The following is a 14,937-nucleotide window of genomic DNA, read 5'->3' on the forward strand; positions in this document are numbered from 1 at the left end:
CCTCTAAAAACTAGCTTTTAATTGAACGGAACCGATGTGTATGGTGCGTTCGCCCGAGTTTCTGCCCTCGTAGTTGATGTTCAAGATGAGGAATGAGCTTAGGTTTTGCTGTAAAAATAAGCTCCACACTTGGTTTTTCCCTGGTCTTAGCCCGTCCAGCATTTGATTGCCCACGATGGAGAAATTATTTCCAGTAAACTGATTGTTGATAAAGGAAAAACTACCCCTAATGGAGGTTTTTTGTCTTTCCCATTGCAGGTTGCCTGTGAGTTCTAAGGCTTGGAGCTGTTCCTCGCCATCGGTTCTATTCTTATTGCGGAACGCTGATGAAAACTCCGCTTGTATGGCGGGGCTTAGCTGATAAGTTACTTTCGGGCGGGTCTCAAAGATGCTCAGGTGATAGTTTCTGGTGGTAAACATTTGGGAGGAATTTTTCACCTCCGAGAGGGTGTTTTGCCAATCGGTGCGTAAGGCAGAGGTCATTCGGTAGCCGATGTTGATAAAATGAGCTTTTCTGGAGCTTTCCTCATTGCTGAAATTGGCATTGATGAGGTTGTCCGTAGCTGTGAAGCGGTAATTGCCATTCCATCCCGATTGCTCTGAGGCATTGAACTGAGCGGAAGCCAAAATGGATTGGTTTTTCAAAATCTGATGTTCGTTTTTTTCAAAAGGGTTGAAGGCTAAAACTTTTTCGCCTTTCAGATATGAGTTTTGCGAGAGTAGGGAGAGGTTAAAATTCCATCGTTTCAGAAAACCATTGTCTGAGCTCAGTACAACGGAAGGATTGATGAATAATGCCAGCTGAAGTTTGTTTTTATTAGAAGGGAGGTAGCGTACCGTATTGGTATATACTCTGATGTATTGGGCTAAGTCCATATATTCGGCAACTTCAAACTCGTCCAATTGCTGGATGCCGTCACCATTGTAGTCTGTCCATTTATAGACGCCTTGTCCATCGGTTACGCGTAGGTACTGAAACTCTCGCTGAGCTTCTTGCCCGTTTCCGAGTTCATAAAACCCTTGGAAACGCAGCCCATTACGAAATAATTGCTGCTGATATACGAGATTTCCCACCACAAAATCCTGATTGTTTTGCGTTTCTTGGTTTTCGTAGAAAAATTTACGATAATGAAGCAAGGCACTGAGCTGTGTTTTTTCGGTTTTAATCATTTGGCTTTGAGCTACGAAACCTAAGATGTGGTTCATATTCGCCATTTGATTATTGCGGATGGAATCATTATCACGATAGTATAGTTTAGTCATCAGTTGGGTTCGGGTGGAGTCGCCAATGGTTTTCTGTACAAACATTTCCTTCCAACTAAAGCTAGAAACATCATACTGCTGAGTGCTATTGTAGAGTCTTTCATTGTGTTCCATACTTCCGCCTATTGCCCAGCTGCCTTTAGGTCTTTGCCATTCGTTGGTAAGGTTTCCGCGGATAAATTTGGTGTCTTCGGTATTGCCTTTGGTATTAAGGTAAGATAGTTTCCCAGAGGTGTTTAGTTTTCCTTTTTTCCAGCCAAAGTCTAAATCGTTTTTAAAACCTTTGTAGAACTGCTCTTCGCTGAGAAAATTCAGTTTGTAATTGAGAAATGCCCGTTCGCTCCACTGATTTAAAAAACTAAAAGTGAAACGATTTTGCGTTCGATGGTTAAATTCCTGAAGTAAATTAAAATCTCTGGCAAATTCTACATCATTAATTCTGTCCAAAATATGAAACTGGCGGTGGATGTACTGATATTCAAAACTTGGCGTGCCTTTCCATTGGTGGTTTTTGAAAGTTTTAGTTCCGAAAATCCGCCCTGCATAGCCGATGTTTTGGGCATTGTCTTTGGATGAAAAAAGGTTGATGTCGTAGTTGCTCAGGGAAATATCCGCCCCTATTTTGCCTTCGTTTAGGCGGTATTCTATGTTGGAAGATATCACTTGCGATTTCTGAGGAGAAGACAGTTTCCTCAATGGGGAATAGTCTCCCAAGCCACTGCCTACATATTCAAATACTCGTCCATTGTTGGTAGATTGCGTTAGTCTGTAATCGCCTTGCCCTTGTCCTAGGTAGGTAAAACTTACTTGGTATAGCGTTTCATTTTGGTCTGTGGAAAATTCATAGAAATCGCCATTGGGCGAAGTTACTTTTCGGTACAGAATCTTATTGACATCGTACGCTGTAAGAATTTCTGATGGTGCCAGCATTAGATTAGGATTATTGCCAGCATTCGCCAATATTTGCTCATCTTCTTTGCTGAGGTTGATGGCAATGGGCATATTTTTATTATCACTTTCTAAAAACCAATTTAGCCCGATATTCAGACGCTCGCGGCGATGTTGCAGGTTGCCCGTTACCAAAAATCGGGAATAGTTTCGGTTGGTATAGTTATACGAAATGGTAATAAAATTCTGCTTGTAAATAGGTCTAAAACTGGTGAATGAAATCTCTCCCGTGTTGTAATTGATGGTGTAATCTAGGTTTTCGCCCCGTTTCATCAGAACGCCATCGATAAACACCTGCTCCGAACCTGATAGAATGGTGATAAACTGTTCACCATTTTTACCATTGAGGCGGTAAGGGCCTTGGTTGCCTTCCACCCCTTGGAATCTTATCCTATGAAATTCACTGCGTGCCACCCCTGCTGAAACATCTACAAAGGTGGTGTTTTTCTCTCCCAGAGTGGTCTGAAACTGCAGCCCCATACTTCGCCTTTGGAACCTTCCGAAGTAGGTTTTATCATCGTTTAAATCCAGATGCCCAGCTCGGAGAATTGAATGTTTTTTGATGTTGAGTTGAATGTAGATTTTGTCAAACTCTTCCAATGTTTGGGTATAACCATCGGCTTGAATGGGCAGATTGTGATCTGATATAGAAGCTAAAATACTGATGTCTGGCGATAGCTTTCCAGAGATTTGCATATCCATAGAACTGCGAACGGCAGAGCCTTGCTGGTTGCCGAAGGTAACGCCTCGGATGATGGAACCTTTAGAATGCAGGTCGCCCAGCATTTTTTGTTTATCGTTTTTAGCTAAAACCCGTTCGTCTGTAATGGGCTTATTATGCAAACTGATGAAATCCAAGGTGTCTCTTAGAAAAACCGCTTTATTGATTTTAGAAGCGATAAGGCTGTCTTTATCTAAGGAGTCTTTGGAGAGATGAGGGTTTTTCCACGAAAATATCTGTGCTTTTCCCAAAAGAGAAAGCAAGAGCGTAAGAATAAACCAACCTTTGAACCAATAAAATTTCACCTCAAAAAAAATGTGTCGCAAAGTTACATAACGAAAATTAACAAAACTTAATATATCTCATATTATATAAACTTGTGAAAAAAAATAAGAGTTCTTATCTTTGTAAGCGAAATAAGTTTAACAATTAAAATTTAAGATTATGAAGAAATTTTATTCTTTGGTGGCGGCAATCGCTCTTGGTTTGACTGCAAATGCACAAGAACTCCTTACTAACCCAGGTTTTGAGAGTGGATTAGCTCCTTGGGCTGCTGGAACAACTTCTAGTTATACAGCACCAACTATTGCCACAGATGGAGCGCAGTCTGGTGCTAACTATGCTACTTATGACACGCCTTCTGCTACTACTGGATTTTATCAGAATGTACCTGTTACAGAAGGAAAGACTTATGTGATTTCTTTTTGGTATAAGGCGGGTTCTGATAGTAGTACTAGACTTTGGAGTGTTTACAAAAACAATGCTGGAAACGCTGTTTATACTACGCCTAAGGCTGATACGGACCCTTTCAGAACGAATAATAAATATTTACCTTTAGCTTCAGAATGGACTTTTCATACTGTAGAAATGCCAGCAGGTACAGGTGCTACATCATTAGATGTAGCAGTAAGGGCTTATAGAACAGGGGTGTCATCATTTGATAGTTTCTCTGTTTATGAAAAAGGAACTTTAAGTGTAGCAGATGCTAAAACATTAGAAAACACAGTAAAATTTAATACTGTGGTGGATGATGTTCTTAGAGTACAAACCTCTGAAAGAGTGACATTGAATGTATATTCTGCTGAAGGGAAATTGGTATCTTCTAACAGAGTTTCAAACAATGATACTGTCAATATGCAAGGTCTAGTAAAAGGCGTGTATATTGTAGTGGTAGATAACGGTGGTGCTAAATTTAGCAAGAAAGTTGTTAAAAAATAATTTGAAGCCATAATATAACTATTGAAAAGACTTTCGGAGTGAAAAACTTTGAAGGTCTTTTTTTATTTACTACCTTTGAAGGGAATTTTAAGAGTTTTTAATTAACATTTTTATGAGAAAAAATATCGTAGCAGGAAACTGGAAAATGAACAAAGATGCCCAGTCTGCAAAAGCTTTAGTAGAAGAACTGAAAAATTATCTTGATGCCAATACTACCAATTGCGAGGTATACATTGCTCCACCAGCACTATTTACCGCATCAGCTGTAGAGATGGCTAAAGGAAGTAAAATAGAAATTTATACCCAAGATGTAAGCGAGCATCAGAGTGGTGCCTACACGGGGGAAATTTCTGTGGATATGATTGCTTCTGTAGGTGCTAATGGTGCTATCATCGGGCATTCTGAGAGAAGACAATACCACGGAGAAACGGATTCTCATTGCAACAGAAAAGTAAAAGCAGCATTAGATAAAGGATTGACGCCTATCTACTGCAACGGAGAAACATTGGAACAAAGAAAAGCCAATCAACATCTGGAAGTGGTGAAAAACCAAACGGAAACGGCTCTTTTTACGCTTTCTGCGGAGGAGATAAAAAAAGTAGTGATTGCTTATGAGCCAGTTTGGGCGATTGGAACAGGAGAGACAGCTACGCCAGAGCAAGCCCAGGAAATCCACGCTCATATCCGCGGACTTATCGCAGCGAAATACGGCAAAGAGGTGGCAGATGAGGTCTCCATTCTCTATGGTGGCTCTGTGAAGCCAGAAAATGCAAAAGAGATTTTTTCTCAACCTGACATTGATGGCGGTCTCATAGGAGGTGCAGCCTTAAAGGTGGAAGACTTCTCTAAGATTATTGAAGCGTTTAATTAAGCTATCATAACAACCCAAAAGCGAGCGAAATTTTGCTCGCTTTTTTTTGATGGATTTTTTTCCTCAATTCTAAATCTTGACTTGAAAAAACTTACCTTTGCCCTATGCAAAATTATTTAGAATTCAGTTTTAAAATCAATCCGGTACAGCCTTGGAGCGAAATCCTAATGGCAGAGCTGATAGAGGTAGGATTTGATAGTTTTACGGAAGAACACGATGGGATTTTAGGCTATATCCAAAAGGAACTCTTTGATGAAGAGGCTATGAAGTCGCTTTATGTTTTTAATAACGAGGAAGTTCAGATTGCGTATTCTTACCAAGAGATGCCTAATATCAACTGGAATGAAGAGTGGGAAAAAAACTTCTCGCCCATTAATGTAGAAGATAAAGTGCTGATAAGAGCCGAGTTTCACGAGGCACAGCCCCACTTGCACGAGATTATCATTCAGCCTAAGATGTCTTTTGGGACGGGGCATCATCCTACTACGCATCTGATGATACAGCAAATGCTGGAGATGGATTTTCAGGATAAAACGGTTTTGGATATGGGATGTGGCACTTCAGTTTTGGCAATTTTTGCTAAACAAAGAGGTGCGGGGCGTACTGTGGCGATAGATATTGATGAGTGGTCGGTGGAAAATTCCCAAGAAAATGCTGTCAGAAATGGCGTAGAGCTGGATATTGCCCAGGGGACTGCGGAGAATTTAGGTTCTGAAAAGTTTGATATTATTTTGGCGAATATCAATCGTAATATTCTTATTTCTGATATTCCAACTTATGTTTCGGTGCTGAATAAAGGTGGGCAGTTGTTGCTTTCAGGGTTGTGTTTCTTTGATGTGGAGGATATTTTGGAGGTTTGCCACAAGCACGGATTAACCCTTAAAAACAAGCAACAACGCGAAGAATGGATGAGTTTGCTTTTGGAGTAAGAAGGTTGTTTATTTGAGAGGTCTTCTTGCTCATTTGAGTTGTCTTCTTACTCATTTAAGTTGTCTTCTTGCTCATTTGAGTTGTCTTCTCGTTCATTTGAGTTGTCTTCTTACTCATTTAAGTTGTCTTCTTGCTCATTTGAGTTGTCTTCTCGTTCATTTGAGTTGTCTTCTTGTTTATTTGAGAGGTCTTCTTGTTCATTTGAGTTGTCTTCTTGCTCATTTGAGTTGTCTTCTCGTTCATTTGAGTTGTCTTCTTGCTCATTTGAGTTGTCTTCTCGTTCATTTGAGTTGTCTTCTTACTCATTTGAGTTGTCTTCCTGTTCATTTGAGAGGTCTTCTTGTTTATTTTAGATGTAAGGATTTCATTTTAGGAGGATTTGAAGTTATTTTTTATTCTTTTCTTCAATCCATTTTCCCATATATTTGGAGCTTTGCAGGGTATGATGCTGCAATATTTGTCCCCAAAAGTTGTTTAACCGATGGGCGGGCAGTTGGTTTCTCAAATGATAGATTTTCTCTGAAAAAGACTTACTAAAATTGTCTTTTAGGAAACGCTTTTTGATGATGCTAAAGCCTTTACTCTGTGCGGTGTTCCATAGATTTTCATCGGAATAGAGTAAGATGGCTTTTTCGGTGAAATTGGGCATTTCATCTTCTATATAGCCATTCCAGTTTAGCTGGTTGTGCATTCCTTCTGCCCCAATGGTAGAGGTTACGCTGGGAAGCCCATATTGCATAGCATCTAATAGTTTTCCCTTGATGCCAGCACCAAACGGGATAGGAGCAAGGAGGACTCTCGCCTTGGAGAAAACCTCTTCCACGCTTTCGGCTCTTCCCTTGATGAGGAATTTCTCCCTCTCATTGTGCAGTTGTAGGGCTTTCGGTGGAGGATAGGCACCGTAGATGTGCAGCTCGGCTTGTGGAAGGGCTTTGTGAATGCTTTGCCACAGCTCTTTCAGTTTTAATACCGTTTGCCAATTGGGTTCGTGGAGGAAATTGCCGATGCTGATGAAATGTTTTCTTTCAGCGAAGGGAAGTTTGGAGGAGGAATTTTCTGAAAATAAGGGGAGATAAAACAGAATATCGGGATTGATTTTAAATTGTGATGTGAGAAGGTTCATTTCATACTCGGAAATGATGAGGGAAAGGTCACAACGGTGGATGGATGCCAATTCTCGTTTGAACACCTCGGAAATCAAATCGGTAGGGATTAATTCTCTTCGTTGTTTATAGGCGTTTTCCCTTGCCTTCCGCAGAAAGTGCAAATCTTCGGTGTCTAAAATGGTGATGGCATCGGGGCAAGCCTTGGAAACCCTCCATCCAAATTGTTCTTCGATGGTGAATCGGTCAAAAATCACCAATTGGGGATTGATATTTTGGATATCCTTATCAAAGGAAGCGTCATTGAGCAGTGTATGCTTCATCTGAACATTAAGCGTAGCTAAGTCAAAACTGAAATCAGATGGATTGGCTGTGGAGAAAAAGGTAATCTGATAGTGATGGTCTTGCAGAAGCTTGATGAGCTGGAGCATTCTGGTGCCCGCAGCGGTGGAGTTGGGTTCTGGAAACACAGTTCCAATGATAATGGCGTGATTCATACCACAAAAATAAACTTTTCCGAAGATATGCAGATGAACGCTTCTCTCGGGATAATGAAAAAAACTTTACCAAAGTTGTCTTTCCTTGGTAAAGTTTTGCTGATGTTTTTTTGGGAATTATTTGATGGTTTTCGGCATTCTTTCTTCGTAGAGTTTCAGGTACATTTTAGAAATTCGGGTAAGTACCGCTTGGATGTCCCTACTTTGCAAGAATACATTGGTCTGCAATACGCCTTCTTTGGTACTTGGTTTCTCTTTATTGATGTTGAAAATTTGTAAATCCAAATTGTCATTAATGAAACTTCTCACCTTATTGCGTTCTTTGCGAATGTTTTCAAAATCCTCGTGTTCTGTCTGTTCTAGGGAAACCAATATCAGATTGAAGAAATACTCCATTTTATGATTGAGTTTTTCCAAATCTTTCAAAAAATCCTTATCGGTAATGGTGTGAAGGTTTTTGATGTAGAACAATGCCTCATCACTTAGGAACTTTGTAGATTGGGTAAGGTCTTGGATGAAATCACTACTCAAAACGATTGCCTGTGCCGTTTGCTTATCATTCATTTGTAGAGATTTCAGATATCGGATGCTGTTGTTTCTGAGGTTATAGCTATGCTCTTCCAAATCTAAAAGGGTTTTGTTTGCCAATTCCAATTTTGCAATATCCCCACTGATGAGTCCATTCAGAATCATATTATAGCTTGTAGCTATTTCGGATACGGCACCACTTACCAGAGATTGGTATTTTTGTACGGTATTCATATCTTCGTTTTCCAAGACTTTCAGACGGTCTTTATTCTTTTTAGATTTCTTTTCCTTTTGGCTAAATCTAATGTGAGAAACAATGAGATACGCAAAAACTATTGTGGTAAGGATAATAGTACCCGTTTGCCCTCCTTTGTAAAGAATTAAAGCAAAAATGGAAGATACCGAAAAGGCTATCAATGCGGTGATGAACCATCCACCAATTACCGAAAGTACCCCAGCAACACGATACACGGCACTCTCTCTGCCCCACGCCTTATCTGCTAGGGAGCTACCCATTGCCACCATAAATGACACATAAGTAGTAGAAAGAGGTAGTTTATTGGAGGTTGCCCAAGCGATGATAATAGATGCAATAACCAAATTAACCGAAGCTCTCAGCAAATCAAAAGCGGGAGCGTCTTGCGTAATGGTAGCTTCTTTCAGTTTTTTCTTTTCAAAACTCGTATTGTATCGCTGGGTAAGCGATGTAGGAATGATAATACCAAATATTTTACTAAAAGTAAGAGAAGAGTTGACAATGCTTCGGGAAACAGCATTGGGTTTAAAACGCTCATCGCCCTCATCTTGTCTTCCAAGGCTTACTTCGGTTTCGGTTACTTTTTTGGCTTTTGCACTGAACCAAATCGTAAGTCCCATAATAACCCCAGAAATCAGAAGCATATAGTTGGGTACTATCACATCATTTCCCACCAGATAATCCATATAATATTCATTAGCTGGAATCCCCGATGCCGACCAGTTTTGATAAGCCAATAACCCCGTAATAGGCACACCGATGAAATTGACCAAGTCGTTCCCAGCAAATGCCATTGCCAAAGAGAAGGTCCCCGCCAATACCACTATTTTCATTGGGTTTACTTTCATCGTTCTTTGCAGCACCAGTAAGATGAGGGTAGAAACCACAAAAATAGCACATAGAATTGCCCAAGTATTGTCCACAATCCATTGAGAAGTTTCTTTGGTGAGAATGGTAGTACCTTTCAGCCCTTTAATCAATAGGAAATAAACAATAGAGGTAATCCCCGCTCCAGAAAATGGTGCTCCTATTTTGTTTAGTTTATCTTCGATTTGAAAGGTAAACAATAATCTGCAAAAATACTGCACCATTGCCCCTGCCGTAAAGGCGATAAGCACGGAGAGGAATATCCCCGAAACAATATTATGGGTGCTTTCAAAATTGATGTATTTCCAAATATCATTGATGCTTTCATTTTTTGCGATGGAAAAAAGAATTCCCGCCATTAGAGAAGACCCTAAAAGCTCAAAAATAATGGAAACGGTGGTAGAGGTGGGCAATCCCAAACTATTGAATATGTCCAAAAGAACAATATCCGTGAGCATTACCGCAAGAAAAACAATGAGAATAACTTCAAAAGTGAAATGCTGAGGATAGAACACCCCCTTTCTTGCAATCTCCATAATACCGCTGGAAAATACCGAACCGATGATAATCCCTGCTACGGCAATGAGAATGATGGTGCGGTACGAAGCCACCCGAGAGCCAATAGCGGAGTTAAGAAAATTAACCGCATCGTTACTAACACCTACAATGAGGTCTATTGCTGCCAAAAGGAGCAAAATCCCTATCACGAAAATAAAAAAGTCCATACTGTAATTTAGTTTTCTTCAAATTTACAAGATTATAGGGATAGTTTTATGAATGTTAATAAAAGTTAATCTAAGAAGTGTGAGGATGTAAAAAAGAGTTAATGTTTAGGCATTGTAGGTTATATTGAGACTTGAAGGGTTCTCCGATTTTAGAATCAACACTCTTAAATTATAATTTCGTGCGTTTAGTCTATATAAAATTTTAATAAGCTCTAAAACACAAACTATTTTCCTAAATTTGCCGATTCAAAATTATTAGGAGAAAATCCTTCATTTAAATCTAAATATTATGCGTACAAAATCCACAGGAAAGAAAAAAATCAATGTGATTACTTTAGGATGTTCTAAAAATGTTTACGACTCCGAAGTACTTATGGGGCAACTCAAAGCCAATGGCAAAGAAGTAGTACACGAAAAGCGTGGAGATATTGTCGTGATTAATACCTGCGGATTTATCGACAATGCTAAAGAAGAATCTGTCAACACCATATTAGATGCCGTAGAGGCTAAAAAACGCGGCGAGATAGAAAAGGTATTTGTTACCGGATGCCTATCCGAGCGATACAAACCAGATTTGATAAAGGAAATACCTGATGTAGACCAATATTTCGGCACGCGGGATTTGCCTATTTTGCTCAAGCACCTCGGTGCAGACTATAAGCACGAGCTGGTAGGCGAGCGATTGACCACCACGCCCAAACACTATGCTTATCTAAAGATTTCAGAAGGATGCGACCGTCCGTGTTCGTTTTGTGCCATCCCGTTGATGCGTGGTGGGCATATTTCTCAACCGATTGAAAACCTAGTGAAAGAAGCCGAAAAATTAGCCAAAAGCGGCACGAAGGAGCTCATTCTCATTGCTCAAGACCTTACTTACTACGGTTTGGATATTTACAAAAGAAGAGCTTTAGGCGATTTGCTAAAAGCCCTTGTAAAGGTAGATGGCATCGAGTGGATAAGATTGCATTACGCCTTCCCTACAGGATTTCCAGAAGATGTTTTAGAAATCATCAAAGAAGAGCCTAAGGTGTGCAACTATATCGATATTCCGTTGCAACACATCAATACAGAGATTCTAAAATCGATGAAAAGAGGTACTACACACGAAAAAACCGATGCACTTTTAGCAAAATTCCGTGAAAAAGTACCCGATATGGCCATTCGTACCACTTTGATAGTAGGTTATCCAGGCGAAACCGAAGAGCGTTTTCAAGAATTAAAAGACTGGGTAAGTGAGCAACGCTTTGATCGCTTGGGATGCTTTACCTATTCACACGAAGAAAATACCACGGCTTACGACTTAGAAGATGATGTGCCACAAGAGGTAAAAGAAGCCCGTGTAGAAGAGATTATGGCATTGCAATCGCAAATTTCGTGGGAGAAAAATCAAGAAAAAATAGGGAAGGTATTCCGTTGTATATTCGACAGAAAAGAAGGCAACTATTTCGTAGGACGTACCGAGTTTGACTCACCCGATGTAGACAACACCGTACTGATACCAGCCGAGAACACCTATATCTCTATCGGAGAGTTTGCCAATGTGAAAATCACCTCAGCCGAGGAGTTTGATTTGTATGGCGAATTGGTGTAAACTCTGATGATGCAGTAGAAAAAAAGTTTTACTGGAAATCTACTCCGCAATTTTGAACTAAGTAATGAGCTGAGTAAAAGATTTAATTGTAATGTTTTAATACTTTGAAAACAAATGATTTAAAGATGATTCGTATGCGTTTCATCTTTTTTTATTGATTTTAATATAAAATTAAAACGCCATTTTCACTTTTTTCAAATTAATTTTTTATATTTTTGCATAAGTTAGAATTAAGCCTGAAATGCTCAAAGAACTCGATAGCAATTTTTCTCAATTGGAAAAGAAGATTCTGATGCTCAAAAAAGAATATCAGAACCTAAAAGAGGAATATCTAAGCCTATCCCAAGACTTTGAAGCAATGAAGCAGAAGTACGATGTGGAAAGAAAAAAAAATCAGGAATTAGTAGAAGAGCAAAAAAATATAAAACTTCAATCTGCAATATCTGGCAACCCAGAGCATAATCGGCTGATGAAAAACCATATCAACCGATTGATAAAAGAGGTAGATGCGTGTATTGCCCAACTTCAAAATAGCGGCTTGTGATGGATATAAGAAGAATTACAATCAATATCGCTGGTAGAACCTACCCTCTCAATGTACCCGCTGCTGAGGAAGAAACGCTGAGGAAAGTGGGAAAGCAGATTGAGGCAATGATAAAGGATTTTGAAGCCAATTTTGACATCCGAGATAAGCAAGATGCCTTGGCGATGTGTGCCTTGAAGCTGGGAACCAATGCAGAAGTTTTTGCTTTGAATAATGAAAGAAATATCAATGCTTCCAATGACCGCGTAAAGCAATTGCAGCAACTTTTGGAAGATTGGGAAAAATAATTTTCCCACCATACATCATATTGCCTACAATAGTTCTAACACATTACAGGTAAACTCAACGCTAAACAATTACCGAGCAAATGTCTGCGGAATGGCGTGCCACCTTGCGTGGATTACAGACCGTAGAAATCAGTTCAAATCGTGTTGATTAGGAGTTTACTCTCAATCTCAGAATTGTTGTAGGTTTTTTTTATTGAAAAGACAAAGGAAGAAAGAGAAAAGGGGAAAGACTACGGTAGGAATGTATGATTGATGAACAATCTGGTACATTCTAACACATAAAGAAAGAAAAAAAGAAGATAGAATATATGACAACAACCGCAATTATTTTAGGAATATTAGGCGTGATGATAGGAGCTGTTTTGGGAATGTTTTTTTCCAAAAGTTCACTGAACTCCAAGGCAAAATTCATATTGGACGATGCTAAGAAAAACGCCGATAATCTTATAGAAAAAGCCTCTGTACAGGCAGAAAGCATCAAGAAAGAGAAACAACTTCAAGCAAAAGAAAAATTCTTAGAGCTAAAAGCTCAGCACGATGCAGATATTCAGGCTCGTGAGAAGAAAATGAATGATGCTGAAAAAAGAATCAAAGACAAAGAACACAAACTGAATGATGAACTAAGCAAAACGGGCAAACTTGAAAAAGATTTGGACAAGCAAATTGCCGATTATGCCAAAAAAACGGAAATCTTAGAGAAAAAACAACACGAACTCGAAACGATTACCAATCAAAAAGTAGAAATCCTTGAAAAAATCTCTGGCTATACCGCAGAGGAAGCCAAAGCAGAATTGGTGGAAGCAATGAAAGCCGAAGCTAAAACTAGGGCTCAAGCTCATGTACAAAGCATTATGGAGGAAGCTCAGATGAATGCTAAAAACGAGGCTAGAAAGATTGTAATTCAGACTATTCAAAGGATTGGAACTGAGCAAGCAATAGAAAATTCGGTATCGGTATTTAATATTGAATCTGATGAAATCAAAGGGCGTATCATCGGTAGAGAAGGTAGAAATATCCGTGCATTAGAAGCCGCAACAGGTGTAGAAATCATTGTTGACGATACTCCAGAAGCTATCCTTCTCTCTTGTTTCGACCCTGTGCGTAGAGAAATTGCTAGATTGTCCCTGCACCGCTTGGTAACCGATGGTAGAATTCACCCTGCAAGGATAGAGGAAGTGGTAGAAAAAACCAGAAAACAAATTGAGGAGGAAATTATAGAAGTAGGAAAAAGAACCATTATTGATTTGGGCATCCACGGGCTACATCCAGAGCTACTGAAAATCGTAGGACGAATGAAATACCGTTCATCTTATGGGCAAAACCTCTTGCAACACTCCCGTGAGGTGGCAAATATTGCTGCAACAATGGCGGCAGAGCTCGGGCTCAATGTTAAGCTAGCCAAGAGAGCTGGTTTACTCCACGATATAGGAAAAGTACCAGAGCAAGAATCCGAATTGCCACACGCCCTTCTCGGTATGCAATGGGCAGAAAAATATGGAGAGCATCCAGAGGTTATCAATGCCATTGGAGCCCACCACGATGAGATTGAAATGACCTCTCTACTCTCACCAATTATCCAAGTGGCAGATGGTATTTCTGGGGCTAGACCAGGGGCAAGACGCCAAATGCTAGAGTCTTATATCCAAAGATTGAAAGACTTAGAAGCCGCTGCATTGAGCTTTGATGGGGTATCTAGTGCGTATGCCATTCAGGCAGGTAGAGAGCTTCGCGTGATGGTGGAAAGTGGCAAGGTAAATGATGAGCAATCAGCACAATTATCTTACGACATTTCGGAGAAAATCCAGAATGAACTCACCTATCCAGGGCAAGTAAGGGTAACGGTAATCCGAGAAACCAGAGCCGTGAATATCGCGAGATAACTCACCTTAAAATAAAATATGAAAGTGGTTTGCTTTATTAGCAAGCCACTTTTTGTTTCTAAAAGAGAGATTATAATTTAATGCTTCTATTTTTTTACTTCAAATTCTTTTTCTGAGTGTAGCATAATTCTTATTATTAGAAATACTGAAAACAAAAAGGAACTAAATTGATAGTCCCTAATTTAGTCCCTCTTCGTTGTAACTAATTGTTAATTAGTATTATTGGTGGAGCTGGAGGGATTCGAACCCTCGTCCAAACAAGCAATACGCAAGCTTTCTACATGCTTATTTTGTTTTTAATTTTCGTTTGCAGACAGAGAACAAACACCCAATCTACAACTTAGCTTTTTTAGATTTTCGACCTTAGCTCAAAGCTAGCCAAGGCTTATTTCCGCATTTCCTATGCCTCAGACTCCAGCGTCGCAGAACAGAACTCTGGTGAGACATCTTGTTTCCTTACTATACTTCGGGAAAAACGCCTGTCCTACTATACTTCAGACTAAGCAGCAAGAGCATACTCTTCGTTGCCAGTTAAAACTTTGTAGCAAGGGATTAAAGAGATCGCGCTACGGTTCTCTGCATGCTTACTTACCCATTGGTCTTGCTGTCGAAACCGGTCAGCCCCAATGTTGTAGTAAGGTTGCAAAGATAAGAAAAAATCATTCCAAATTGCATCAAAATATTATTCTTTAACAAAAATAATAGGTT

Annotated in this window: 10 protein-coding genes and 1 other RNA gene; 7 read left to right on the forward strand and 4 right to left on the reverse strand. The window is 39.6% G+C overall.

Annotated features, from left to right (window positions below; translation table 11 throughout):
• Positions 1-3 precede the first annotated feature (3 nt).
• Entirely contained in the window at positions 4-2,997 is a 2,994-nt protein-coding gene (locus tag ACFFUE_RS08840) for a DUF8818 domain-containing protein (protein ID WP_376834816.1), read from the reverse strand.
• Positions 2,998-3,376: 379 nt separating this feature from the next.
• Here ACFFUE_RS08840 and ACFFUE_RS08845 point away from each other — a divergent pair, with 379 nt between their 5' ends.
• From ACFFUE_RS08845 to prmA, 3 genes are all read left to right on the forward strand, one after another.
• The gene (locus ACFFUE_RS08845; RefSeq protein WP_376834547.1) at positions 3,377-4,150 is read left to right on the forward strand and encodes a T9SS type A sorting domain-containing protein; all 774 of its coding nucleotides are present in this window, start codon (positions 3,377-3,379) and stop codon (positions 4,148-4,150) included.
• Between the two features lie 112 nt (positions 4,151-4,262).
• Complete coding sequence (gene tpiA, locus ACFFUE_RS08850) at positions 4,263-5,021, forward strand: triose-phosphate isomerase (protein WP_376834549.1); 759 nt, start codon at positions 4,263-4,265, stop codon at positions 5,019-5,021.
• 104 nt (positions 5,022-5,125) lie between these two features.
• Positions 5,126-5,950: a 50S ribosomal protein L11 methyltransferase gene (gene prmA, locus ACFFUE_RS08855; protein WP_376834551.1), complete on the forward strand. Its 825-nt coding sequence runs from the start codon at positions 5,126-5,128 to the stop codon at positions 5,948-5,950.
• Positions 5,951-6,336: 386 nt separating this feature from the next.
• Here prmA and ACFFUE_RS08860 read toward each other — a convergent pair whose 3' ends face one another.
• Both ACFFUE_RS08860 and ACFFUE_RS08865 read right to left on the reverse strand, forming a co-directional pair.
• Complete coding sequence (locus ACFFUE_RS08860; protein ID WP_376834553.1) at positions 6,337-7,551, reverse strand: glycosyltransferase family 4 protein; 1,215 nt, start codon at positions 7,549-7,551, stop codon at positions 6,337-6,339.
• 117 nt (positions 7,552-7,668) lie between these two features.
• Positions 7,669-9,927, reverse strand: coding sequence for an inorganic phosphate transporter (locus ACFFUE_RS08865; protein WP_376834555.1), 2,259 nt, complete (start codon positions 9,925-9,927; stop codon positions 7,669-7,671).
• 289 nt (positions 9,928-10,216) lie between these two features.
• Between ACFFUE_RS08865 and rimO the strand changes: the two genes are divergently transcribed.
• The 4 genes from rimO (at position 10,217) to rny (ending at position 14,229) form a co-directional block, all read left to right on the forward strand.
• Positions 10,217-11,518: a 30S ribosomal protein S12 methylthiotransferase RimO gene (rimO, locus tag ACFFUE_RS08870; protein ID WP_376834557.1), complete on the forward strand. Its 1,302-nt coding sequence runs from the start codon at positions 10,217-10,219 to the stop codon at positions 11,516-11,518.
• A 241-nt stretch (positions 11,519-11,759) separates the two neighbouring features.
• A complete protein-coding gene (locus tag ACFFUE_RS08875; protein ID WP_376834559.1) occupies positions 11,760-12,062 on the forward strand; it encodes a hypothetical protein in 303 nt (100 codons plus the stop codon).
• The gene (locus tag ACFFUE_RS08880; protein ID WP_376834562.1) at positions 12,062-12,349 is read left to right on the forward strand and encodes a cell division protein ZapA; all 288 of its coding nucleotides are present in this window, start codon (positions 12,062-12,064) and stop codon (positions 12,347-12,349) included. The genes ACFFUE_RS08875 and ACFFUE_RS08880 overlap by 1 nt, the downstream gene beginning before the upstream one ends.
• Positions 12,350-12,657: 308 nt before the next feature.
• A complete protein-coding gene (rny, locus tag ACFFUE_RS08885) occupies positions 12,658-14,229 on the forward strand; it encodes a ribonuclease Y (RefSeq protein WP_376834563.1) in 1,572 nt (523 codons plus the stop codon).
• A gap of 223 nt (positions 14,230-14,452) precedes the next feature.
• On the opposite strand, the gene ssrA is transcribed toward rny, so the two are convergent.
• Positions 14,453-14,854, reverse strand: a transfer-messenger RNA (tmRNA) gene (gene ssrA, locus ACFFUE_RS08890).
• Between the last annotated feature and the right edge of the window lie 83 nt (positions 14,855-14,937).

The sequence above is a fragment of the Bergeyella porcorum genome, assembly GCF_042427575.1.
In the GTDB taxonomy this organism is placed as follows: domain Bacteria; phylum Bacteroidota; class Bacteroidia; order Flavobacteriales; family Weeksellaceae; genus Bergeyella; species Bergeyella porcorum.

What these genes read in the sequence shown, in the direction of transcription:
- ACFFUE_RS08840 (WP_376834816.1), bottom strand. Translation starts at nt 2,997, where the DNA reads ATGCTGGGCGACCTGCATTCTAAAGGTTCCATCATCCGAGGCGTTACC.
- ACFFUE_RS08845 (WP_376834547.1), top strand. Translation starts at nt 3,377, where the DNA reads ATGAAGAAATTTTATTCTTTGGTGGCGGCAATCGCTCTTGGTTTGACT.
- tpiA (WP_376834549.1), top strand. Translation starts at nt 4,263, where the DNA reads ATGAGAAAAAATATCGTAGCAGGAAACTGGAAAATGAACAAAGATGCC.
- prmA (WP_376834551.1), top strand. Translation starts at nt 5,126, where the DNA reads ATGCAAAATTATTTAGAATTCAGTTTTAAAATCAATCCGGTACAGCCT.
- ACFFUE_RS08860 (WP_376834553.1), bottom strand. Translation starts at nt 7,551, where the DNA reads ATGAATCACGCCATTATCATTGGAACTGTGTTTCCAGAACCCAACTCC.
- ACFFUE_RS08865 (WP_376834555.1), bottom strand. Translation starts at nt 9,927, where the DNA reads ATGGACTTTTTTATTTTCGTGATAGGGATTTTGCTCCTTTTGGCAGCA.
- rimO (WP_376834557.1), top strand. Translation starts at nt 10,217, where the DNA reads ATGCGTACAAAATCCACAGGAAAGAAAAAAATCAATGTGATTACTTTA.
- ACFFUE_RS08875 (WP_376834559.1), top strand. Translation starts at nt 11,760, where the DNA reads ATGCTCAAAGAACTCGATAGCAATTTTTCTCAATTGGAAAAGAAGATT.
- ACFFUE_RS08880 (WP_376834562.1), top strand. Translation starts at nt 12,062, where the DNA reads ATGGATATAAGAAGAATTACAATCAATATCGCTGGTAGAACCTACCCT.
- rny (WP_376834563.1), top strand. Translation starts at nt 12,658, where the DNA reads ATGACAACAACCGCAATTATTTTAGGAATATTAGGCGTGATGATAGGA.